This is a genomic window from Pseudomonas sp. BF-R-24 (assembly GCF_019947335.1).
GTDB lineage: Bacteria > Pseudomonadota > Gammaproteobacteria > Pseudomonadales > Pseudomonadaceae > Aquipseudomonas > Aquipseudomonas jessenii.
This window is the reverse complement of the sequence record NZ_JAGYGG010000006.1, coordinates 164,734-187,085: the sequence shown is the minus strand read 5'-3', so window position 1 is coordinate 187,085 and position 22,352 is coordinate 164,734. Positions and strand designations below refer to the sequence as shown.

Below are 22,352 nucleotides of genomic sequence, written 5' to 3'. Positions count from 1 at the left end.
ACAGGATTTATGCTCCCCTTGTCACCCAGCTTGCTAACTACTCTCGCCGCCGCCTGCTTGTACGCCGCTGCGACCATTTACCAGGGCACTCGCCTGGCGTCCGGCGCCAAGGTCAACAAACGCCTGCTGGTCATGCTCGGCGTGCTCGCCGTATTGGCCCACAGCGCCAGCCTGCTCACCCACCTGCTGACCCCGACCGGCCTGGCCCTGGACTTCTTCAGTGCCGCCAGCCTGATAGCCGTGGCGGTCATCGCACTGACCCTGCTGGCCTGTTCGCGGATTCCGGTGGAGAACCTGCTGGTCCTGCTGCTCCCGCTTGGGGCCTTGACCGTGTTGCTGGCGCATTTTGCTCCCGCCGGCACGGTACAGGTCATCAATGAGGAGCCGGGTATCCTCGCCCACATCCTGCTTTCGATCCTGGCCTATGGCATGTTCACCATCGCGGTGTTCCAGTCCTTGCTGCTGCTGATTCAAGACCACCAGCTCAAGCACAAACACCCATCCGGGCTGATCAAGAACTTCCCGCCGCTGCAAACCATGGAAAGCCTGCTGTTCGGTTTCCTATGGGCCGGCTGGACGCTGTTGTCGCTGTCGCTGATTTCCGGCTGGCTGTTCGTCGAGAACCTGTTCGCCCAGCATCTGGTACACAAAACACTGCTGGCCTGCCTGGCCTGGGTCGTTTTCAGCGTGCTGCTGTGGGGACGCAATCGCCTTGGCTGGCGAGGGCACAAAGCCATTCGCTGGACCCTGGCCGGTTTTTGCCTGTTGATGCTGGCGTATTTCGGCAGCAAGCTGGTTCGTGAATACATCCTGCATATCTGACGGGCGGCATTAATGGACGACTTGCCCATAGGGCCGATGCTCGCGGTAGTGACCCTGCTGGTTTTATGGTCAGGGCTGTTTACCGCCATCGAAGCGGCGCACCAGCATTTGCTGGCCCAGCGCACCGCAACGCGTTCCAGCGACAAACCGGTAGCGAAACTCAGCTTCCCACTGGCCAGCCTGATTTTTTGCAACACTCTGTGCCGTGCACTCGTGGTGGTCATCAGCACCTTGCTGGCCATGTTCACCTGGGCCGAGAACGGCCCGTGGGTCGCCTGCCTCGGAGCGGGCGCCATGTTGCTGGTGTTTTCCGACTATTTGCCACGCGCCCTCGCCACCCGCTATCCGGATGCGATCCTGGCCCAGGGCAACAACCTGCTGCGGTTACCGCTGAAAATCATCTATCCCGCGGCATGGCTGCTCAACAGCATCAGTCAGTTGCTGACGCGCCCATTCGCCCGTAAAGCCAAAGTGGTGCAACAAAGCGAGGACGAAGCGCTGACGGAGCGGCATGCGCCCTCCGAAACCGCAAGCCGCCCTCACCCACTGCCAGGCATCCACGCGCTGGACAACATTACCGTCAATGACATCCTGGTACCGCGCAGCGACGTGGACGGCATCAATCTCGATGACTCCATCGAAGAAATCATCGAACAATTGCGCCACAACAAACGCACGCGCCTGCCGGTGTTCCACAGTGATATCAACCAGGTCGAAGCCGTCCTCAACACCCGACACATCCTTCACTTGCTGCCCGATGCGAGCCTGACCAGGGAAGCGTTGCTGGCGGCCAGCCACGAGCCGTATTTCGTGCCGGAAAGTACCCCGTTGCAACTGCAACTGCTCAACTTTCACAAGCAGCAGCGGCGCCTGGGCATGGTGGTCGACGAATACGGCGAAGTGCTGGGCATCGTCACCCTGGAAGACATTCTCGAAGAAATCGTCGGCGAGTTCGAAAGCCAGCAGAGCCTGGACAATCCGCACATTCATCCGCAAGCCGACGGACGCCTGGTGATCGACGGTGCCGCGTCCATTCGCGAGCTGAACAAGAGCCTCGGCTGGCACCTGCCCAGCGATGGCCCGAAAACCCTGAACGGTCTGGTCACCGAGGCCCTGGAAACCATTCCCGAAAGCGCGGTGTGCCTGAAGATCGGTCGGTATCGCCTGGAAATTCTCGAAACCGAGGAAAACCGTGTCACGCGGGTGCTGATCTGGCAGACCAGCCCGATGCCTGTCGTTATCTAAAACCCGACACAAATCCTTGTGGCGAGGGGGCTTGCCCCCGTTGCGCTGCGAAGCAGTGCTAAACCATGCAACTACTTTTCATCTGGTACACCGTGGCTGCCGACTTTACGACTGCTTCGCAGCCGAACGGGGCGGTGCGGCGTTCCGACAAGCCCCCTCGCCACAATGTCCTCGCAAGCCCTCTTGTTCGATCGTTAGCCACCTTCCTATAATCGAAACGCTTACCCAAGCCTCGCCGGCCCCGTGCTTACCCCGCACTTCGCAGCATCCGGCCTGTCCACCAGCAAAATCCGCAACAAACCGACGACTGTTCCTACCTTGAACAGCGACCGTGCCTCCGCCCACATCCCTGGGTTCTCGACCATAATAATTCGCTCCACTGGAGCACATGACTGTCAGGGATAACCGCATGACGACCAGCACGACTTACAGCGACTCCACACCTGCGCAACCGACGAACTCCGCCACCCGCGTGGCCACCGCAAGCTTCATCGGTACCGCCATCGAGTTCTACGACTTCTACGTCTATGCCACCGCTGCCGCGCTGGTGATCGGCCCGGTGTTCTTTCCGCAGACATCCGGCACCGCCCAGATGCTTTCGGCTTTTCTCACGTTCGGCATCGCCTTCCTTGCACGCCCCTTGGGTTCGGCCCTTTTCGGTCACTTCGGCGACCGTATCGGCCGCAAGTCGACCCTGGTCGCCTCGCTGCTGCTGATGGGCGTGTGCACCACGCTGATCGGCGTGCTGCCGGGATACGACAGCATCGGCGCCTGGGCACCGATCCTGCTTTGCGTCCTGCGCTTCGGCCAAGGCCTTGGATTGGGCGGCGAATGGGGCGGCGCGGCATTGCTGGCCACGGAGAACGCGCCGAAAGGCAAGCGCGCGTGGTTCGGCATGTTCCCGCAGCTGGGTCCATCCATCGGCTTTCTGGCGGCCAACGGCCTGTTCCTGACCCTGGCCGTGGTGCTGGATGACGAACAGTTCCGCTCATGGGGCTGGCGTATTCCGTTCCTGCTCAGCGCCGCACTGGTGATGGTCGGCCTGTACGTTCGTCTCAAGCTGCATGAGACCCCGGTATTCGCCAATGCCATGGCGCGCCAGGAACGAGTGAAGATCCCCCTGTTCGAGCTGTTCGGCCAATACTGGGTACCCGTCTTGCTGGGCGCCGGCGCGATGGTCGTGTGCTACGCGCTGTTTTACATCTCCACCGTGTTTTCCCTGAGTTACGGCGTGGCCACGCTCGGCTACAGCCGCGAAACCTTCCTCGGCCTGTTGTGCTTCGCGGTGCTGTTCATGGCTGCCGCCACCCCGCTGTCGGCCTGGGCCAGTGACCGTTATGGGCGCAAGCCGGTGCTGATCATCGGCGGTGTGCTGGCGATCCTGTCCGGCTTCCTCATGGAACCACTATTGACCCAAGGCTCGACCTGGGGCGTGGCGTTGTTCCTGTGCATCGAACTGTTTCTGATGGGTGTGACATTTGCGCCTATGGGGGCGTTGCTGCCGGAGCTGTTCCCCACCCACGTGCGCTACACCGGCGCCTCGGCGGCCTACAACCTGGGCGGTATCGTCGGTGCTTCCGCGGCGCCGTTCTTCGCCCAGAAACTGGTGGCGATGGGCGGGTTGAGTTATGTCGGCGGTTATGTGTCCGCGGCGGCGGTGCTGAGTTTGATCGCGGTGCTGTGCCTGAAGGAAACGCGACATAACGATTTGAATCAGATCGCCTGACAGATTGCTTTCGCGGGCAAGCCCGCTCCCACAGTTTTTTTGTCGAACCACTATTTTGTGATCGACACTGATCCTGTGGGAGCGTGGCTTGCCCGCGATGGCGTCATTGCAGACAAAACACTCCCCGAAAAACCACAACTTTTCCCCCACCCATTGTCACCTCGCTCTACGCGCATGGGCTCATCCCCGCTATACTTCCCGGCTTTTCCTGAATAAATGCCAATAGGGTCCCGCCGCGCATGGATAAGACCTACCAGCCGCACGCCATTGAAACTTCCTGGTACAACACCTGGGAGTCAGAGAATTACTTCGCCCCGCAAGGCGCGGGCGAGTCCTACACCATCATGATCCCGCCGCCGAACGTCACCGGCAGCCTGCACATGGGTCACGGCTTCAACAACGCGATCATGGACGCCCTGATCCGTTTCCGCCGCATGCAGGGTCGCAACACCTTGTGGCAGCCGGGCACCGACCACGCCGGTATCGCCACGCAGATGTTGGTGGAGCGTCAGCTCGAAGCCAAGGGCCAGAGCCGCCATGACCTGGGCCGCGAGAAATTCCTCGAGAAAGTCTGGGAGTGGAAAGATGAGTCCGGTGGCAACATCAGCCGTCAGATCCGTCGTCTCGGTTCGTCCGTAGATTGGAGCCGCGAGCGCTTCACCATGGACGACGGCCTCTCGGAAGCCGTTAAAGAGGCTTTCGTCCGCCTGCACGAAGACGGCCTGATCTACCGCGGCAAGCGCCTGGTCAACTGGGACACCAAGCTGCACACGGCGATTTCCGACCTCGAAGTGGAAAACCACGACGAGAAAGGTTTCCTGTGGAACCTGAAATACCCGCTGGCCGACGGCGCCAAGACCGCTGAAGGCAACGACTTCCTGATCGTCGCGACCACTCGCCCGGAAACCATGCTCGGCGACTCCGCCGTGGCCGTTAACCCGAACGATGAACGCTACAAAGCCCTGATCGGCAAATTTGTCGAGCTGCCACTGGTTGGCCGCCGCATCCCGATCATCGCCGACGATTATTGCGACCCTGAATTCGGCACCGGCTGCGTGAAAATCACCCCGGCCCACGACTTCAACGACTATGAAGTCGGCAAGCGTCACAACCTGCCGCTGCTGAACATCTTCGACAAGAACGCATCGGTCCTGCCGGCTTGCCAGGTGTTCAACCTCGACGGCACGCTGAACGAAACCATCGACGGCAAGATCCCGGCCGAATACGCCGGTCTCGACCGCTTCGAAGCGCGCAAGCAGATCGTGGCCGCATTCGACGCCGCCGGCCTGTTGGTCAGCGTTGACGATCACGCCCTGAAGGTACCGAAAGGCGACCGCTCCGGCACCGTCATCGAGCCTTGGCTGACCGACCAGTGGTACGTGTCCACCAAGCCTTTGGCCGAGCCTGCGATTGCCGCCGTTGAAGACGGCCGTATCCAGTTCGTGCCGAAGCAGTACGAAAACATGTACTTCTCGTGGATGCGCGACATCCAGGACTGGTGCATCAGCCGCCAGTTGTGGTGGGGCCACCGGATTCCGGCCTGGTACGACGAGTCGGGCAAGGTCTACGTCGGTCGCGACGAAGCCGAAGTGCGGGCCAAGCACAACCTCGGCCCGGACGTTGCGCTTCAACAGGACAACGACGTTCTCGACACCTGGTTCAGCTCGGGCCTGTGGACGTTCTCCACCCTCGGCTGGCCGGAAAAAACCGAGTTCCTGAAGAAATTCCACTCCACCGACGTCCTCGTGACTGGCTTCGACATCATTTTCTTCTGGGTTGCCCGGATGATCATGCTCACCATGCATTTGGTGAAAAACGAAGACGGCACTCCGCAGGTTCCGTTCAAGACCGTCTACGTCCACGGCCTGGTGCGCGATGGCCAGGGCCAGAAGATGTCCAAGTCCAAGGGCAACGTCCTGGACCCGTTGGACATCATCGACGGCATCGAACTCGAAGCCCTGGTGCAGAAGCGCACCTCCGGCATGATGCAGCCGAAACTGGCGAAGAAGATCGAGAAGCAGACCCGCGACGAGTTCGCCGAAGGCATCGCCAGCTACGGCACCGACGCCCTGCGCTTCACCTTCTGCTCGCTGGCGTCCACCGGTCGTGACATCAAGTTCGACATGGGCCGCGTCGAAGGTTATCGCAACTTCTGCAACAAGATCTGGAACGCGGCGCGCTACGTACTGGACAAGGGCGAAGACTGCGGCCAGAACGGCGAAGCCTTTGAGCTGTCCCTGGCTGACCGCTGGATCATTTCGCAGCTGCAGCGCACCGAAGCCGAAGTGACCCGCCAGCTTGACCAGTTCCGTTTCGACCTGGCAGCACAAGCCTTGTACGAGTTCATCTGGAACCAGTATTGCGACTGGTACCTGGAACTCTCCAAGCCTGTGCTGTGGGACGAAAACGCACCGGTCGAACGCCAGCGCGGCACCCGTCGCACCCTGGTGCGCGTACTGGAAGTCGCCCTGCGTCTGGCGCACCCGTTCATGCCGTTCATCACCGAAGAAATCTGGCAGCGCATCGCGCCCCTGGCCGGCATCGAAGGCAAGACGATCATGCTGCAACCTTGGCCAGTGGCCAACGAAACACGCATCGATCAGGCGGCCGAAGATGACATCGAATGGCTCAAGGGCCTGATGCTCGGCACCCGTAACATCCGCGGCGAAATGAACATCGGCCCGGGCAAACCGCTGCCGCTGTTCCTGAAGAACGTCAGCGCCGAGGACCAGCGTCGTCTGACCGAGAATGAAGCCCTGCTGAAGAAGCTGGCGCGCCTGGAATCGATCACTGTGCTGGCTGCTGGCGAAGAAGCACCGCTGTCCGCCACCGCACTGGTCGGCGAGATGGAAGTGCTGGTGCCAATGGCCGGCTTGATCGACAAAGGTGCGGAACTGGCGCGTCTGGACAAGGAAATCCAGCGCCTGCAAGGTGAAGTGCAACGTGTCGGCGGCAAGCTGTCCAACGCCGGTTTCGTTGACAAGGCACCGGCTGAAGTCATCGAGAAAGAACGCGCCAAACTGGCCGAGGCCGAACAGGCCCTGGGCAAGCTGGCCGAGCAGCATGCGCGGATTGCCAGTTTGTAACGGCAGATCGCAATGAAAGAGGGAGGCCCATGCGGCCTCCCTTTTTTATGCCTGTCACTTTCTTACATCCAATGAAGATCTCCTGTGGGAGCGGGCTTGCTCGCGAAGAGGCCATAACACTCGATATAAATATCGACTGAAAGTCCGCTTTCGCGAGCAAGCCCGCTCCCACATTTGATCGGTGTTGCCCCACAGATGTGGGACAATGCCCGCCACTTTTAGCCATACCCGAATCGACCACCGCCATGACCGCCCCCCGCTCCCCCAAGCCTGCGCGCAAAAAGCCTGCCCCGAAGACCCCGGCCACGGCCGTCGCCCCGAAGGAAAAGGCCAGCCTGCACCCGCGCAATCGCCATCAGGGTCGCTACGACTTTCCGGCGCTGATCAAAAGTGCCCCGGAACTGAAGAAATTCGTAATCATCAATCCGTACGGCAAGGAAAGCATCGACTTCGCCAGCCCGGAAGCCGTGCGGGTGTTCAACCGGGCGCTGCTCAAGTCGTTCTATGGCATCGCTCACTGGGACATTCCGGCCGACTACCTGTGCCCACCGGTGCCAGGCCGCGCCGATTACGTGCACTTCCTCGCCGACCTGCTGGCCAGTGGCAATGACGGTGTGATCCCCCGTGGCGCCGCAGTGAAGGTGCTGGACATTGGCATGGGCGCCAACTGCGTGTATCCGCTGATCGGTTACAGCGACTATCGCTGGCAGTTCCTCGGTTCCGATATCGATGCGACCGCCATCGCCGCGGCGAAGGCCATCATTCAATCCAATGGCCTGAACAAAGCGATCCAGGTACGTCAGCAGAGCAACCCCAAGCAGATCCTCACCGGCCTGCTGGAGAGCGCAGAGCGCTTTGACCTCACGATGTGCAACCCGCCGTTCCACGCCTCGCTGGACGAGGCCACACGGGGCAGCACACGCAAATGGCGCTCCCTGGGCAAAGCCGATCCGAAACGCAAGCTGCCAGTGCTGAACTTCGGCGGGCAAGCGGCGGAATTGTGGTGTGAGGGTGGGGAGGTGCGTTTCGTCACGCAACTGGTCAGCGAGAGCGTACAAGTGGCGCAACAAGTGCTGTGGTTCAGCACACTGGTGTCGAAGGCGTCGAACCTGCCGGCGATCCAGACCGCCTTGAAAAAGGTCGGTGCTTTGGACAGCCAAGTGGTCGAAATGGGCCAAGGCCAAAAGCAGAGCCGCTTCGTCGCCTGGACCTTCCAGACCAAAGCGCAGCAACAGGCCTGGCGTCAGGCACGATGGTCGAAAGCTACAGCCGAGTAAAAAGCCAGACGCACAAAAAAGCCGTGCCCGGATGACTCCTGTACACGGCTTTTAACAGACCTTAGCGATGAACAGTGACGCTCAGATCTGTAACCACCAACTGCCTGACAACTTTCCTGCAACTTCGATAACAGGAAAGTTTAGATATCTTCGCTTTAACGTTTTGTACGAACATTCTCTGTGAACGCACAAGCTCGCGCCTCTTTGCTTTCGCAGTAATACTGACCATACCATTGCTCCCATGGTCCACTGGTATCAATACTTACAATAGTTCCCTCTCGCTTGTACCTCATATCCAGATCGCCTCCATTTTGCAGTTTGTAACCACAACGCAGAATCTCACCGGCAACAGTGCCTCTCTCGGCTGATACGCGAGGCGCGAATATCGCCAACTCGAACTCACCTACCGGCCCACGCCCGGTTTGCGAAACACCGTGCCATTCGCCCTCTCCACTTGCTGTCGGGGCTTTATAGGCACCGGCTGCCAACTCCTTGATGTCAGCGGGACTCGGGCAGTACTCGGTAACATTTGCCAAAGCCTGGCCGGACACCAGAAACGATACGCACATCAACAACTGTTTAACTTTCATAAAAACGTCCCTGTAACCAACAACTGAAATTTGGTTTAGCTTATTACGCAAAGCCAAGCGCTACGCCTTATTGATACTACCGACCCAAGGCGCACACTCAACTATCAGTTCTGTAGGAACGTTCGTTTTATACAGAGAGAAATGTGCTATTCAGCGAAAACGGCTATCCCTATCAGGTGCGCGGGTAACAACTGCTTTCAAACAAATGGATTATTACAACAATTTACTTTGCGTAAACCGTTACAGCGCCCACAAAAAAACCGTGCCCGGATCGCTCCGGTGCACGGTTTTTTTTAACAAGTCTTACTTGTTAACAGCGTCGGTCAGGCCTTTGGCCACAACCAGCTTGATCACTTTCTTGGCAGCGATTTCGATGGCAGCGCCAGTCGAAGGGTTACGGCCAGTACGGGCAGGGCGCTCAGTCACTTTCAGCTTGCCGATACCTGGCAGAGTGATTTCGCCGCCGTTTTCCAGCTGATCGGCAACGATTTGGCCCAGTTGGTCCAGAGCGTTACGCGCGGTGGTTTTCGGCGCGTCGATAGCTTCAGCGATGTCGGCGATCAGTTGGTCTTTAGTAAGAGCCATTTAGTGTTCCTTCCCTATCAAATTCATATGGATTGCAGAGTGCAATGTCAGCTATCGAGCCCGATCTTCTGGATCTGGCACCCTCGGCCAAATAACCTCGGGATCGGGGTTATAGATACCGAAATCAGGGTTTGGTTCGACCTGACAAATGCTGACTGCACGCTTAACGCAGTGACTTCGCGCAAGACCGGGCAAAGCTAGCACACAGACGTGGAAATATCCGCCTCTAGCTACCCATTTGGTCAGCTTTATTGCGCTAAAACAGGAAAAAACTGCATAAGCGCCGTCGGTCGCCCGTCAATTGCCCTTCGCACCGCGCCAAAACCAGTGGTTGCGGTACACTGGGCGCTTTTTCGGGGGAGCGCGCCCTCCTCTCTTCATTCAGCCGAGAAGCCCATGCCGATCCGTCATTGCATCGTCCACCTGATCGACAAAAAACCCGACGGCACACCTGCAGTTCTCCACGCCCGCGACTCTGAACTGGCTGAGTCTGCGGCCATCGAGAACATGCTCGCCGACCTCAACGAAAGCTATAACGCCAAACAGGGTAAAGCCTGGGGCCTGTTCCATCCGGAATCCGGCGCGTTCCCGTTCAGCGGCTGGCTTAAGGAGTACCTCGAGGGCGGTCAGGATTTCACTGCGTTCAGCCGCGTGGCGGTCGAGCATCTGCAGAAACTGATGGAGGAGTCGAACCTGTCGGTCGGCGGCCACGTGCTGTTCGCACACTATCAGCAAGGCATGACCGACTACCTGGCCATCGCCCTGCTGCACCACAGTGAAGGCGTGGCCGTAACCGACGAACTGGACGTGACCCCATCCCGCCACCTCGACCTTGGCCAGTTGCACCTGGCGGCGCGGATCAACGTTTCCGAGTGGCAGAACAACAAACAGTCCAAGCAGTACATTTCGTTCATCAAAGGCAAGAACGGCAAAAAGGTTTCGGAGTATTTCCGCGACTTCATTGGCTGCCAGGAAGGCGTCGACGGTCCGGGTGAAACCCGCACCCTGCTCAAGGCCTTCAGTGATTTCGTTGAAAGCGAAGACCTGCCGGAAGACGACGCCCGCGAGAAGACCAAGACCCTGGTGGATTACGCCAGTAGCCAGGCCAAGCTCGGTGAGCCGATGGGCCTGGAAGAGTTGTCGGGGCTGATCGACGAAGAACGCCCGAAGGCTTTCTACGATCACATCCGCAACAAGGATTACGGCCTCTCGCCGGAAATCCCGGCCGATAAACGCACCCTGAACCAGTTCCGCCGATTCACTGGTCGCGCCGAAGGCCTGTCGATCAGTTTCGAAGCACACTTGCTGGGCTCGAAGATCGAGTACGACGAGGAAGCCGGCACGTTGATCATCAAGGGCCTGCCCACTTCGCTCACCGATCAGCTGAAGCGTCGCAACTGATGCTCGGCGGCGTACTGAAGAAATTCCTGCTGATCCTGCTGGTGGTCGTGGCCTATCAGAACTGGGGCAAGATCGAGCGGGTGTTCAATCCATCGCAAGTGGTGTCGGCGCAGACGCAGGCCAAGGCCAACGTTGTGCTCTACGCCACCGAATGGTGTGGTTACTGCAAGCTGACCCGGCGCTTCCTCGATCAGAAAGGCATTGCGTACAAGGAGTTCGACATCGAGAAGGATGCTGCCGCGCGCGAGGACTATCAGGCGCTGGGTGGTGGGGGCATTCCGATCATCGATGTGAACGGGACGCTGATTCGCGGGTATGACCCGGATGCGATTCTGGCTGCGTTGAAGTAACTATGGGAGCGAGCTTGCTCGCGATGAGGCCAACACAGCCAACAATTTTGTCGAATGTCAGTCCGCCATCGCGAGCAAGCTCGCTCCCACAAAGTTTTTTTTCAGCAGGCTTCGATCCGGAAACCAAACCGCGGGAAGTGCACATGCACCACACCGCCGCGTTCGTCCTCTCGCCGCACAATCAGTTCTTCGCGGCCGGCAAACAGTAATTCCCCCGCCACCGGATCAACACCATAGTCCGTGGCCGCGATGACCACCTGCTGACCCGCCGTGAACCCGTTGGGATCGACGAACTGCTCATCCGGCAATGCCGCTGGCGTGGACGTGCGCGCCACTGCCAGAGCCTCCTCGGAGCTCATCTCGCTGGATGCGCCATGACCGAAGCCCAATACCCGCGCATGCCATGCATTGACTGCCGGATAAGCTTCGACCAGCGGAGCCGTCACCGGCGTGGCCTTGAGGAACCAGAGGCAATGAGCCAGGGCGAAGTCGGCAATCGACGGCTCGCCAAACAGGTAGTCACCCTCCTCGCGCTGCAACTGCTGTTCCAGACGCGACATGATCGTCGGCCACTGGTGCTTCGCCTGTTCGGTAGACAATTTTGTCGCGCTACCACCACTGAACAAACCGGCGCGGTCGGCCAGGAACGCCTTGATCGCTTCCTGCGGTAAATTACCGAAACGCACGGCAATCGATTCCGGCTGGAACACAAGGCTCACCGCATGCTGGAACACCACCGAATCAGCCCAGGCGGCAAAGGACGCGGCGATCATTTCCTGACCTTCCGGGAAGAACGCCGGCAAGGCCTTTTCCTGCTCCAGTCGCCGGGCAATCAATGCCGTGTCGCAATAGATATCGGCACCGACCTGCAACACCGGTGTCTTGCGGTAGCCACCGGTCAACGCCGTGAGATCCGGTTTTGGCATCACTGGCGAGATCTTCACCGAGCGCCAGGACAAGCCCTTGAAGCCCAACAGCAGGCGGGCCTTCTCGGCAAAGGGGGACGTCGGGTAATGATGCAGAATCAACTCGGACATGCTCGGCTCCGCCGCAAGGATCAGGAGTCCGCAGCTTAGCGCGCAATCACCTGGCAGCCTACAGATCTGCCTGATGGGAACCGATCAGTCAGAGTGATAAGCCAGGGGCGGCGCTCGCTGCGCTCGCCACCAGGCATTCCTTGGCGCTCTTCTTGAGTTTCTTGATTAGCCGCTCCTGACGCAACGCATCGCTTTTGTCGCGACAGCGTTCGGTGTAGACCAGGGCCATGGCCGGGCTGGAAAGAAAGAATCGCGCGCCCTTGCCGCTTTGATGCTTGGCGAAGCGACGCACGGGATCATCGCTGATCCCACAATAGAGCGAACCGTTGGCCGCGCGAACGAGGTAGACGAACCAGGTTTTGTCGACAGGGCTTTCGCTGAGGGTGGTCACGTAACGATCAGGGCTTGAAGGAAAACAAGCCGCGATCTTATCAGCGACTGGCCTGGAATGCCTTCAGCCCCTTCAGGGCCTGTGAGCGAACGGCGTTGCGAACAAGTGGCGTCCAGCCCAGCAGCAGGCCTTTGAAACCCAGGGCCTGACGTGACCATGTCCACAGATCGAAACTGTCGTGATGCTCGCAGATCTTGCCATCGCGAAAGACAAAGCGTGCCTGGATGTCATTGACCACGGTATTGCCAGTCTGGCTGAACAGATAGGTCGCGACCCAATGGGCGCCACCGATATGATCATCGGCACGGACATGATCGAAGGTCAGGGAGAAATCCTTGGCGCGGGTGGTGAGCATGCACCACATATCGCCAGCATCACGACCACGAAGCTCGCCGAACGCCGGGTCACTGAACACCACGTCATCGGTGTAGCAGGCAGCCATCGCCTCGCCGTCGAGACGCTGGAAGGCCTGGTAGAAACGGGTGATCAAGGCGCTGTGGACTTCACTCATGGGCAGACTCCCTGTTGTGCAATGGGTATCGAAAGATTGCCTGCACGATAGTCTGCAAATGGGTCGAACACTATCGGCATTCGCAAGACGAATACCGACAGTGTGCGGGAATCAGACCTTTTCGCTTTCGACCTGCACGTACAACGCACGTCCGGCCCCCAGGCCGGCGAGGATCGCACCAAGGCCGATGACACCGAAGATCCAGCCCACGGCCGTCCAGCCGCCGGTCCAGTCATGCACGATGCCGACCGCAAACGGCCCCATGGACGCCAGGGTGTAACCGAAGCCCTGGGCCATGCTCGACAGGTTCGCCGCGACGTGGGAGTCCCGCGAGCGCAGCACGATCAGGGTCAATGCCAGGCTGAACGTGGCGCCCTGCCCCAGCCCCAGCACAATCGCCCAGCCCCACAGACCTTCAATCGGGGCGTACAGGCAACCGAACAGACCGCCGAGGGTCAGGGCCATCACGATCACAATCGCCAGGCGTTGATCCTTGCCGCGCGTCGCCAGCCATGGCGCGGCGAGGGAGCTGACCAGTTGAACGATCACCGAACCCGACAGCACCAGACCGGCCTGGGTCGGAGTCAGGCCGCGTCCGATCAGGATCGACGGCAACCAGCCGAACACGATGTAGGCCAGGGACGATTGCAGGCCCATGTACAAGGTCACTTGCCAGGCCAGCGGATCGCGCAGCAATCCGCGAACCCGGTAGGCGACGTTGTGCGCGCCGTGTTTCTGGCCGACTTGCGGCAACCAGAACAGTGCGGCCGCTAATGCCGGAATAACCCAGAAGCCGAGGCCCATCGCCCAATTCTTGTCGAAGTGTTCACTCAACGGCACGGTCGCACCCGCCGCCATCGCCGCGCCCAGGCACAGGGCCATGGTGTAGACACCGGTCATGGTCCCGGCCTGTTTCGGGAAGTCGCGCTTGACGATGCCCGGCAGCAACACGCCAATCACGCCGATGCTGGCACCGGCCAGCACACTGCCGGCAAACAGACCGATTTCACCGAACGAACTGCGCAGGATGATCCCGCCCGCCAGGGTCAGAAGAATGCCCAGCACCACCCGCTCCGCACCAAATCGCCGCGCCAGCACGGGTGCCAACGGCGCAAACAGGCCAAGGCAAAGCACCGGCAACGTGGTCAGCAACCCCGCCGCGGACGCCGACAAGCCAAGGGACTTCGAGACCTCGCTGAGCATCGGCGCCATGCTCGACAGCGCCGGGCGCAGGTTCAGCGCCACCAGAATCAGGCCCAGCAGCAACAGCCAGGGCCGGTGCAGAACCGGGTGAGCTTGCTGGACCTGTTCGTCATCGGCCTCGGCATCGATCAGCAACTCTTCCAGCTCGGCCGAACGTTTGAGGGCTGTGGATAACTCACTGCGGTGCATGGACTTCTCGGTTTCAAGGTTCATTGATCAACTGCCTCGACAGGGCTTTGGCTCGTTCCGGGTCGCGTTGCTCAACGGCATCGAGCAACTCGATATGCAGGTCGAACACTTCCTGACGGCGCGGGACGATGTTCAGGATCTGGCGCAATTGGGCGCCGACGACGCTGGAGAAATAGCGATACAACTCGCTGAGAGTCGGGTTGTGTGCGGCGTCCACCAGACGGCGGTGAAATACCAGGTCGCAGGCGATGTAGGTGTCGAGATCGCCGTGATAGTGGCTGCCGCTGACACTCAGGGCCTCGCGCAATGCCACCAGGTCTTCATCGGTTCGGCGCACTGCCGCCAGGCCAATGGCCTCGACTTCGAGGATGTGCCGGGTTTCCCGGGCCTGCTCAAGAGAACAACGGGACAGCGCCTTCAAAGTATCGAGCGGATCGACCACCGCCCGCAGGTAACTGCCGTCGCCCTGACGGATTTCGATCAACCCGGAAAACGCCAACACGCGCATGGCTTCGCGCACGGTGTTGCGACTGATGCCCAGCTCGGCGGACAACTCAGGCTCGGTGGGCAAGCGCTGGCCCACGACCCAGGTGCCCTGGTTGATGCGCAGGCGCAACTGATCCAGGGCCTGATCGACCAGGGATCGTTTCACTAATGGAGAAATTTCTGACATGGAATTCGCCCTGTCATCCAATCATAGGATGAATTTTCTGACATGTTAGTCAACATATCCCAGAACGGCAACAGCCCCCTTGTAGGAGCGAGCTTGCTCGCGATGGTCGTCAACGATAACGCTGGTTGGCAGGCACCCCGCGGCGCTCTCCAGTCCATCGCGAGCAAGCTCGCTCCTACAGGGGTATGAGTTTTCCGCAGGCAAAAATAAACCCGGAACTCAGTCCGGGTTTATTTCAGTGCCTGGGGTTGATCAATGCAGGATCTGGCTCAGGAACAGCTTGGTGCGCTCGTTCTGCGGCTTGTCGAAGAAGTCGTTCGGCGCAGCCTGTTCGACGATTTCGCCCTTGTCCATGAAGATCACGCGGTTGGCCACGGTACGCGCGAAGCCCATTTCATGGGTCACGCAGAGCATGGTCATGCCGTCTTCGGCCAAGCCGATCATGGTGTCCAGTACCTCTTTCACCATCTCCGGGTCGAGTGCCGAGGTCGGTTCGTCGAACAGCATGATCTTCGGCTTCATGCACAGCGCGCGAGCGATCGCCACACGCTGTTGCTGACCGCCGGACAGTTGCCCCGGGTACTTGTGCGCCTGCTCCGGAATGCGTACGCGTTCCAGGTAGTGCATGGCAATTTCCTCGGCCTTGCGCTTGGGCATCTTGCGCACCCACATCGGCGCCAGGGTGCAGTTCTGCAAGATGGTCAGGTGCGGGAACAGGTTGAAGTGCTGGAACACCATGCCGACTTCACGGCGGATCGCTTCGATCTGCTTGAGGTCGTTGGTCAGCTCCACGCCATCGACCACGATGCGGCCCTGCTGGTGCTCTTCCAGACGGTTGAGACAGCGGATGGTGGTGGACTTTCCGGAACCCGACGGGCCGCACAGCACGATACGCTCGCCCTGCTTGACGTTGAGGTTGATGTCCTTGAGTACGTGAAACTGACCGTACCACTTGTTCACGCCCTGCATCTGAATAATGCCTTCAGGGCTCACAGGCTGTTTGATTGCTTCGCTCATCACAAAACTTCCTAAATTAGGTAGCGACTTAGCGCTTGTGGCCAGTGTCGAGCTTGCGTTCCAGATGCATGGAATAGCGCGACATACCAAAACAGAAAATCCAGAACACCAGGGCGGCGAACACATAGCCTTCGGTGGCCATGCCCAGCCATTTCGGGTCGGCGGCGGCTTGCTTGACGCTGTTGAGCAAGTCGAACAGGCCGATGATGATCACCAGGCTCGTATCCTTGAACAGCGCAATGAAGGTGTTGACGATGCCGGGGATCACCAGTTTCAGGGCCTGCGGCAGAATCACCAGCCCCATGCTGCGCCAGTAACCCAGGCCCATCGCCGCCGCCGCTTCGTACTGTCCCTTGGGAATTGCTTGCAGACCACCGCGCACCACTTCGGCCACGTAGGCCGACTGGAACAGGATCACGCCGATCAGCGCCCGCAGCAGCTTGTCGAAGTTCATGCCTTCCGGCAGGAACAACGGCAGCATCACCGAGGACATGAACAGCACCGTGATCAACGGCACGCCGCGCCAGAACTCGATGAAGGTCACGCAGACCACGCGAATCGCCGGCATGTTCGAACGACGGCCCAGCGCCAGGACGATCCCCAGCGGCAACGCACCGGCGATGCCGACGGTGGCAATCACCAGGGTCAGCATCAGGCCGCCCCACTGGCTGGTCGCCACGGCGTCCAGACCCAATACGCCGCCATGCAGCAGACACCAGGCAATGATCGGGTACAGCACCAGGAAGCTCAGCCCGTACACCGCCTTATGGTGAAAGCGCGAGATGAACAACGGCGCCACGCCGACAATTGCCAGCCACACCGTCAGGTCCACGCGCCAGCGCAGTACCGGAGGGTAGTAGCCGTACATGAACTGGCCGAAGCGCTGTTGGATGAACACCCAGCAGGCGCCCTCCTTCGTGCAGTCGGCCTGGCTGGTGCCGACCCAGTTGGCGTCAAGGATCGCCCACTGCAGGATCGGCGGTACCACCAGGTAGATGAGGTAGAACGCAAACAGGGTCAGCAGGGTGTTGAGCCAGCTGGAGAACATGTTCGCACGCATCCACGCCATCGGGCCGAAGACCTTGGCCGGCGGTGGCATGTCGGGTTTGAAAGTATGAGTACTCATGCGCTTTTCCTTACCGCTCGATCAGCGCAATGCGCTTGTTGTACCAGTTCATCAGCAGGGAAATGCTGATACTGATCGCCAGGTACACGCTCATGGTGATGGCAATCACCTCGATCGCCTGGCCGGTCTGGTTGAGCACGGTCCCGGCAAACAGCGAGACCATTTCCGGATAACCGATACCGGCCGCCAGCGAGGAGTTCTTCGCCAGGTTCAGGTATTGGCTGGTCAGCGGCGGGATGATCACGCGCAGGGCTTGCGGGATGATCACCTTGCGCAGGGTCGGACCGTTGCGCAGGCCGAGGGAATGCGCCGCCTCGGTCTGGCCGTGGCTGACCGACTTGATGCCCGAACGCACGATTTCGGCGATGAACGCCGCGGTGTACACGGTCAAAGCCAGCGTCAGCGCCAGCAGTTCCGGGATCAACACCCAGCCGCCGACGAAGTTGAAGCCTTGCAGCTTCGGCATTTCCCAGTGCACCGGAGCACCGAAAATCAGCGCGCACAGCGCAGGGATGACCAGGAAAATCGCAAGGCCAACCCAGAACTTGTGGAACGGCACACCGGTGGCTTCGAAGCGCTTGGTGGCCCAGCGGCTCATCAGCACGATGGCGACGATGGCGACTACAACGCTGGTCACAAACGGCCAGAAGCCGTCCGCCATCAACGCGGCCGGCATGTTCAGGCCACGGCTGCTGACGAAGAAGGTGTCGCCGAAGTTATGACTGTTGCGCGGCCCCGGCATGGTCAGGAACACCGCGAAGTACCAGAACAGGATCTGCAGCAGCGGCGGAATGTTGCGGAAGACTTCCACATACACCGTCGCCAGCTTGGCGATGATCCAGTTCTTCGACAGCCGCGCCACACCCACGATGAAACCCAGGATCGTCGCCAGGATCACGCCGATGAAGGTCACCAGCAAGGTGTTGAGCAGACCAATGACAAACACCCGGGCGTATGTGTCCGCTTCGGTGTAGTCGATCAGGTGTTGAGCGATGCCGAAACCGGCACTGCGCTCCAGAAAGTCGAAACCGGAGGTAATGCCCCGGTGTTGCAGGTTGGTCTGGGTGTTATCGAACAGATACCAGCCCAGCGAGACCACCGCGATAATCGTGATGATCTGGAATACCCAAGCACGCACGCGTGGATCGCTGAGGCTGAGCCTCTGCTTTGGTGCGCCGATTGAATTTTGCATGAAGTGCCCCGGAAATAATGGAACAGAACATCACCCGGTGGTTGGCCCACCGGGTGATAGAACCATCAGCGCACTGGTGGTGCGTATTGAATGCCGCCAGCGTTCCACAGAGCGTTCAGCCCGCGGTCGATTTCCAGCGGAGTGCTCTTGCCGAGGTTTTTCTCGAACACTTCGCCGTAGTTGCCGACTTGCTTGATGATCTGCACGACCCAGTCTTTCTTCACTTTCAGGTCTTTGCCGTATTCACCGTCGGTACCCAGCAGACGGGCAACGTCAGGGTTCTTGGTGCCCTTGGCTTCGGCTTCGACGTTCTTCGAAGTGATGCCGGCCTCTTCAGCGTTGAGCATGGCGTAGCCAGTCCAGCGCACGATGGCCAGCCACTCGTCGTCGCCATTACGCACGACCGGGCCCAGAGGCTCCTTGGAAATGGTTTCCGGCAGAACCACGTAGTCCTTCGGTGAAGCCAGCTTGCTGCGCTGGGCGAACAGCTGGGATTTGTCGGAGGTCAGTACGTCGCAACGACCGGATTCCAGCGACTTGGCGCTTTCGTCGGAGGTGTCGAAGGTGATCGGGGTGTATTTCAGGCCGTTGCCGCGGAAGTAGTCGGAAACGTTCAGCTCGGTAGTAGTACCGGCCTGGATGCAGATGGTTGCACCGTCCAGTTCCTTGGCGCTCTTGACGCCCAGCTTGTTGTTTACCAGGAAGCCGATACCGTCGTAGTAGGTAATGAAGCCCGGGAATTTCAGGCCCATGCCCGCGTCACGGGAGCTGGTCATGGTGGTGTTGCGCGACAGAATGTCGATTTCGCCGGACTGCAGCGCGGTGAAGCGCTCCTTGGCGTTCAACTGGCTGAACTTGACCTTGGTCGCGTCGCCGAAGACTGCCGCCGCTACTGCACGGCAGTAGTCAGCATCGATACCCACGATCTTGCCGGTGGAATCCGGAACCGAGAAGCCTGGCAAGCCATCGCTGACGCCACACTGCACGAAACCTTTCTTCATCACTGCATCCAGGGTTGCGCCCGCCTGGGCAAACCCGCTGACACCGAGTACTGCGGCTGCAGTCACGATAGCCAGGGTGGATTTCAACATCTTCATTCAAACCTCCAGTTTTGCTCTTGTTGTGTCGGAGCGTGAGTCCTGTCGCACCCTTTTGAGGCGTAGTCGACCCGTGTTGGCTTGTTTTTGGGGTCAACCGACGTAAGACGTTAGCTATGAGTCTAGTAGGAGAAAATCCACGTCATGGAAAACTCACTCTCACCAGTCGGCCGAACGGGCTGTAGCCCTTTCACGTTCGCGAAGCCCCATATCGGCCTTTGGCGAACATCCATCACCGGATTCTTTTCAATCCCACTAATAACCTTGGCCTGATAGTGTTACCGACAGGCGTGGGATTTTTCATACAGACTTCGCCATAGCAAAGCCCGTACCACACTGCTCTCCGAAGCGGTTCAGCTGCAGGTCAATAGCAAAACTTGTAACCTTGCGACATCTTCGTAACTGATCAACCAGACACGCACTCAGCCTTAGCACTCAATGAGAGCGCACGCACACTTTTGGAGCAGCCATGACCAACCCCTTGATTCTTGAACCCGTCAAGACCGCAGATGCCTGCGTTATCTGGCTGCACGGCCTGGGTGCCGATCGCTACGACTTCCTGCCAGTGGCCGAAGCCCTGCAGGAAACCCTGTTGAGCACCCGCTTTGTTTTGCCCCAGGCGCCGAGCCGCGCCGTCACCATCAATGGCGGATACGAGATGCCGAGCTGGTACGACATATTGGCCATGAGCCCCGCGCGCGCGATCAACCGCGAGCAATTGGAAGAATCTGCCAACTGGATCATCGAACTGATCGAAACGCAGAAGGCCAGCGGAATAGACGCCTCGCGAATTTTCCTGGCAGGTTTTTCACAGGGTGGTGCGGTGGTGCTCCACACCGCGTTTCTGAAATGGCAGGGACCACTGGGTGGCGTACTCGCCCTCTCCACTTATGCACCGACTTTCAGTGACCAACTGGAAATGTCCGCCAGCCAGCAGCGCATTCCAGTGCTGTGCCTGCACGGCCAGTACGACGATGTGGTGCAGAACTCGATGGGGCGCAGCGCCTACGAGCATTTGAAGCTGCGTGGTGTCACCGTGACATGGCAGGAATACCCAATGGGTCACGAAGTGTTACCCGAAGAAATTCGCGACATCGGCGTCTGGCTCGCCGAGCGCTTGCGTTAAGCATTTCTGTTTAAAAGCGCCCTTTGATCCATCCCACTACGCCGCGCCCGATTCTTGCATTACACTGCCCGGCGTACATTCCTTAACCAATTGATGAGATGACCGTGCTCAAAGCACTCAAGAAAATGTTCGGTAAAAGCGAGACTGAGCAACTCGCGCCAGTCCCCAGCGCTCCGTCTCACGCTCCCGGCCACCGCACCGACGGCAATCAGTCTGAACGGACCGCCACCACGACTGCACCCAAGCACGAGCCGAAGACCGTAGAAGACGCCCAGCCTGTGGCGATCACAGCCCCGGAGCAGCCGCGCAGCGACACGCCGAAACCCGCCAAACCGCGCCGCGAACCCAAGCCCAAGGCACCGGTCATCCCATGGAAACTCGAAGACTTCGTCGTCGAACCCCAGGAAGGCAAGACCCGCTTCCACGATTTCAAACTCGCCCCTGAACTGATGCACGCCATCCAGGATCTGGGCTTCCCGTATTGCACGCCGATCCAGGCACAGGTACTGGGCTTCACCCTCGCGGGCAAAGACGCCATCGGCCGCGCCCAGACCGGTACCGGCAAGACCGCTGCGTTCCTGATCTCGATCATCACCCAGTTGCTGCAAACCCCGCCGCCGAAAGAGCGCTACATGGGTGAGCCACGGGCACTGATCATCGCGCCGACCCGCGAACTGGTGGTGCAGATCGCCAAGGACGCCGCCGACCTGACCAAGTACACCGGCCTCAACGTCATGACGTTCGTCGGTGGCATGGACTTCGACAAGCAGCTCAAGCACCTCGAAGCCCGCCACTGCGACATCCTCGTGGCCACGCCGGGCCGCCTGCTGGACTTCAATCAGCGCGGCGACGTGCATCTGGACATGGTCGAAGTGATGGTGCTGGACGAAGCCGACCGCATGCTCGACATGGGCTTCATCCCGCAAGTGCGCCAGATCATTCGCCAGACGCCGCCGAAGTCCGAGCGCCAGACGCTGCTGTTCTCCGCGACCTTCACCGAAGACGTGATGAACCTGGCCAAGCAATGGACCACCGATCCGTCGATCGTCGAGATCGAGTCGCAGAACGTTGCCAACGAAAACGTCGAGCAGCACATCTACGCGGTGGCCGGTGCCGACAAGTACAAGCTGCTCTACAACCTGGTCAACGACAATGGTTGGGAGCGGGTCATTGTCTTCGCCAACCGCAAGGATGAAGTGAGGCGCATCGAAGAACGCCTGGTGCGCGACGGCATCAACGCCGCGCAACTGTCCGGCGACGTGCCGCAGCACAAGCGCATCAAGACCCTCGAAGGCTTCCGCGAAGGCAAGATCCGCGTACTGGTCGCCACCGATGTGGCCGGTCGCGGTATCCACATCGACGGCATCAGCCACGTGATCAACTTCACCCTGCCGGAAGTGCCGGACGACTACGTGCACCGCATCGGTCGTACCGGTCGTGCGGGTGCCGATGGCGTATCCATCAGCTTTGCCGGTGAAGACGACTCCTACCAGCTACCGTCCATCGAGGAAAAGCTGGGGCGCAAGATCAGCTGTGAAACGCCACCGACGCATCTGTTGCGGCCCGTTGAACGCAAGCGTCCTCATTAAGCGACGCTGAAAAGACAAGCGCAGCCGGAAACGGACTGCGCTTTTTTTCGCCCGGCTTTTTTTCAACAGGAGCTTGCTAGCGATAACTAAAAGTCCATAATAGACAAATTAGTTTAATT

At 59.6% G+C, this 22,352-nt stretch carries 20 protein-coding genes; 9 read left to right on the top strand and 11 right to left on the bottom strand.

Features of this window, described 5'->3' with window-relative positions:
* The first annotated feature begins 9 nt into the window (after positions 1-9).
* The 5 genes from KGA98_RS07390 (at position 10) to rlmF (ending at position 8,156) form a co-directional block, all read left to right on the top strand.
* Complete coding sequence (locus KGA98_RS07390) at positions 10-822, top strand: inner membrane protein YpjD (RefSeq protein WP_223501945.1); 813 nt, start codon at positions 10-12, stop codon at positions 820-822.
* 12 nt (positions 823-834) lie between these two features.
* The gene (locus KGA98_RS07385) at positions 835-2,067 is read left to right on the top strand and encodes a transporter associated domain-containing protein (RefSeq protein WP_223501944.1); all 1,233 of its coding nucleotides are present in this window, start codon (positions 835-837) and stop codon (positions 2,065-2,067) included.
* 409 nt (positions 2,068-2,476) lie between these two features.
* Positions 2,477-3,793 carry an MFS transporter gene (locus KGA98_RS07380; RefSeq protein ID WP_223501943.1) on the top strand — a complete coding sequence of 439 codons (1,317 nt, stop codon included), beginning with the start codon at positions 2,477-2,479 and terminating at the stop codon, positions 3,791-3,793.
* Between the two features lie 239 nt (positions 3,794-4,032).
* Positions 4,033-6,879, top strand: a complete 2,847-nt coding sequence (locus tag KGA98_RS07375; RefSeq protein ID WP_057713409.1) for a valine--tRNA ligase — start codon at positions 4,033-4,035, stop codon at positions 6,877-6,879.
* A 245-nt stretch (positions 6,880-7,124) separates the two neighbouring features.
* Entirely contained in the window at positions 7,125-8,156 is a 1,032-nt protein-coding gene (gene rlmF, locus KGA98_RS07370) for a 23S rRNA (adenine(1618)-N(6))-methyltransferase RlmF (protein WP_223501942.1), read from the top strand.
* A gap of 155 nt (positions 8,157-8,311) precedes the next feature.
* Here rlmF and KGA98_RS07365 read toward each other — a convergent pair whose 3' ends face one another.
* On the bottom strand, positions 8,312-8,746 hold the full coding sequence (locus KGA98_RS07365) for a DUF3757 domain-containing protein (protein ID WP_223501941.1): 435 nt from the start codon (positions 8,744-8,746) through the stop codon (positions 8,312-8,314).
* A gap of 303 nt (positions 8,747-9,049) precedes the next feature.
* The gene (locus KGA98_RS07360) at positions 9,050-9,331 is read right to left on the bottom strand and encodes an HU family DNA-binding protein (protein ID WP_007905514.1); all 282 of its coding nucleotides are present in this window, start codon (positions 9,329-9,331) and stop codon (positions 9,050-9,052) included.
* Between the two features lie 396 nt (positions 9,332-9,727).
* Here KGA98_RS07360 and yejK point away from each other — a divergent pair, with 396 nt between their 5' ends.
* On the top strand, positions 9,728-10,732 hold the full coding sequence (yejK, locus tag KGA98_RS07355) for a nucleoid-associated protein YejK (protein WP_008018580.1): 1,005 nt from the start codon (positions 9,728-9,730) through the stop codon (positions 10,730-10,732).
* Entirely contained in the window at positions 10,732-11,082 is a 351-nt protein-coding gene (locus tag KGA98_RS07350; protein WP_057713407.1) for a glutaredoxin family protein, read from the top strand. Before yejK ends, KGA98_RS07350 begins: the two co-directional genes overlap by 1 nt.
* 101 nt (positions 11,083-11,183) lie before the next feature.
* Here the strand turns inward: KGA98_RS07350 and KGA98_RS07345 are convergent, their stop codons facing one another.
* The 9 genes from KGA98_RS07345 to KGA98_RS07305 all read right to left on the bottom strand — a co-directional run bounded on the left by KGA98_RS07345 (position 11,184) and on the right by KGA98_RS07305 (position 19,518).
* Positions 11,184-12,119 carry a glutathione S-transferase family protein gene (locus KGA98_RS07345; RefSeq protein ID WP_057713406.1) on the bottom strand — a complete coding sequence of 312 codons (936 nt, stop codon included), beginning with the start codon at positions 12,117-12,119 and terminating at the stop codon, positions 11,184-11,186.
* An 88-nt stretch (positions 12,120-12,207) separates the two neighbouring features.
* Positions 12,208-12,510: a GIY-YIG nuclease family protein gene (locus KGA98_RS07340; protein WP_223501940.1), complete on the bottom strand. Its 303-nt coding sequence runs from the start codon at positions 12,508-12,510 to the stop codon at positions 12,208-12,210.
* Positions 12,511-12,550: 40 nt separating this feature from the next.
* Entirely contained in the window at positions 12,551-13,021 is a 471-nt protein-coding gene (locus tag KGA98_RS07335; protein ID WP_223501939.1) for a nuclear transport factor 2 family protein, read from the bottom strand.
* A 111-nt stretch (positions 13,022-13,132) separates the two neighbouring features.
* Positions 13,133-14,437, bottom strand: coding sequence for a CynX/NimT family MFS transporter (locus tag KGA98_RS07330; protein WP_223501938.1), 1,305 nt, complete (start codon positions 14,435-14,437; stop codon positions 13,133-13,135).
* Positions 14,427-15,086, bottom strand: a complete 660-nt coding sequence (locus KGA98_RS07325) for a FadR/GntR family transcriptional regulator (protein ID WP_223501937.1) — start codon at positions 15,084-15,086, stop codon at positions 14,427-14,429. The genes KGA98_RS07330 and KGA98_RS07325 overlap by 11 nt, the downstream gene beginning before the upstream one ends.
* Positions 15,087-15,338: 252 nt before the next feature.
* The gene (locus KGA98_RS07320) at positions 15,339-16,103 is read right to left on the bottom strand and encodes an amino acid ABC transporter ATP-binding protein (protein WP_007989979.1); all 765 of its coding nucleotides are present in this window, start codon (positions 16,101-16,103) and stop codon (positions 15,339-15,341) included.
* A gap of 28 nt (positions 16,104-16,131) precedes the next feature.
* The gene (locus KGA98_RS07315) at positions 16,132-17,229 is read right to left on the bottom strand and encodes an amino acid ABC transporter permease (RefSeq protein ID WP_057713401.1); all 1,098 of its coding nucleotides are present in this window, start codon (positions 17,227-17,229) and stop codon (positions 16,132-16,134) included.
* A 10-nt stretch (positions 17,230-17,239) separates the two neighbouring features.
* Entirely contained in the window at positions 17,240-18,421 is a 1,182-nt protein-coding gene (locus KGA98_RS07310) for an amino acid ABC transporter permease (protein WP_223501936.1), read from the bottom strand.
* A 65-nt stretch (positions 18,422-18,486) separates the two neighbouring features.
* Positions 18,487-19,518, bottom strand: a complete 1,032-nt coding sequence (locus tag KGA98_RS07305) for an amino acid ABC transporter substrate-binding protein (RefSeq protein ID WP_008018591.1) — start codon at positions 19,516-19,518, stop codon at positions 18,487-18,489.
* A 469-nt stretch (positions 19,519-19,987) separates the two neighbouring features.
* On the opposite strand from KGA98_RS07305, the gene KGA98_RS07300 reads away from it, so the two are divergent.
* Both KGA98_RS07300 and rhlB read left to right on the top strand, forming a co-directional pair.
* Entirely contained in the window at positions 19,988-20,644 is a 657-nt protein-coding gene (locus tag KGA98_RS07300) for an alpha/beta hydrolase (protein ID WP_057713399.1), read from the top strand.
* 98 nt (positions 20,645-20,742) lie between these two features.
* Positions 20,743-22,233 (top strand): ATP-dependent RNA helicase RhlB, encoded by a 1,491-nt coding sequence (rhlB, locus tag KGA98_RS07295; RefSeq protein ID WP_223501935.1) that lies wholly within the window; start codon positions 20,743-20,745, stop codon positions 22,231-22,233.
* Positions 22,234-22,352 lie beyond the last annotated feature (119 nt).

Bases quoted from the DNA above. Each gene is read 5' to 3' on its own strand.
- KGA98_RS07330 (WP_223501938.1), bottom strand. From the start codon at position 14,437: ATGAACCTTGAAACCGAGAAGTCCATGCACCGCAGTGAGTTATCCACA.
- KGA98_RS07325 (WP_223501937.1), bottom strand. From the start codon at position 15,086: ATGTCAGAAATTTCTCCATTAGTGAAACGATCCCTGGTCGATCAGGCC.
- KGA98_RS07385 (WP_223501944.1), top strand. From the start codon at position 835: ATGGACGACTTGCCCATAGGGCCGATGCTCGCGGTAGTGACCCTGCTG.
- KGA98_RS07345 (WP_057713406.1), bottom strand. From the start codon at position 12,119: ATGTCCGAGTTGATTCTGCATCATTACCCGACGTCCCCCTTTGCCGAG.
- KGA98_RS07360 (WP_007905514.1), bottom strand. From the start codon at position 9,331: ATGGCTCTTACTAAAGACCAACTGATCGCCGACATCGCTGAAGCTATC.
- rlmF (WP_223501942.1), top strand. From the start codon at position 7,125: ATGACCGCCCCCCGCTCCCCCAAGCCTGCGCGCAAAAAGCCTGCCCCG.
- KGA98_RS07390 (WP_223501945.1), top strand. From the start codon at position 10: ATGCTCCCCTTGTCACCCAGCTTGCTAACTACTCTCGCCGCCGCCTGC.
- KGA98_RS07380 (WP_223501943.1), top strand. From the start codon at position 2,477: ATGACGACCAGCACGACTTACAGCGACTCCACACCTGCGCAACCGACG.
- KGA98_RS07350 (WP_057713407.1), top strand. From the start codon at position 10,732: ATGCTCGGCGGCGTACTGAAGAAATTCCTGCTGATCCTGCTGGTGGTC.
- KGA98_RS07310 (WP_223501936.1), bottom strand. From the start codon at position 18,421: ATGCAAAATTCAATCGGCGCACCAAAGCAGAGGCTCAGCCTCAGCGAT.
- yejK (WP_008018580.1), top strand. From the start codon at position 9,728: ATGCCGATCCGTCATTGCATCGTCCACCTGATCGACAAAAAACCCGAC.
- KGA98_RS07300 (WP_057713399.1), top strand. From the start codon at position 19,988: ATGACCAACCCCTTGATTCTTGAACCCGTCAAGACCGCAGATGCCTGC.
- KGA98_RS07320 (WP_007989979.1), bottom strand. From the start codon at position 16,103: ATGAGCGAAGCAATCAAACAGCCTGTGAGCCCTGAAGGCATTATTCAG.
- KGA98_RS07315 (WP_057713401.1), bottom strand. From the start codon at position 17,229: ATGAGTACTCATACTTTCAAACCCGACATGCCACCGCCGGCCAAGGTC.
- KGA98_RS07375 (WP_057713409.1), top strand. From the start codon at position 4,033: ATGGATAAGACCTACCAGCCGCACGCCATTGAAACTTCCTGGTACAAC.
- KGA98_RS07335 (WP_223501939.1), bottom strand. From the start codon at position 13,021: ATGAGTGAAGTCCACAGCGCCTTGATCACCCGTTTCTACCAGGCCTTC.
- KGA98_RS07305 (WP_008018591.1), bottom strand. From the start codon at position 19,518: ATGAAGATGTTGAAATCCACCCTGGCTATCGTGACTGCAGCCGCAGTA.
- rhlB (WP_223501935.1), top strand. From the start codon at position 20,743: ATGACCGTGCTCAAAGCACTCAAGAAAATGTTCGGTAAAAGCGAGACT.
- KGA98_RS07365 (WP_223501941.1), bottom strand. From the start codon at position 8,746: ATGAAAGTTAAACAGTTGTTGATGTGCGTATCGTTTCTGGTGTCCGGC.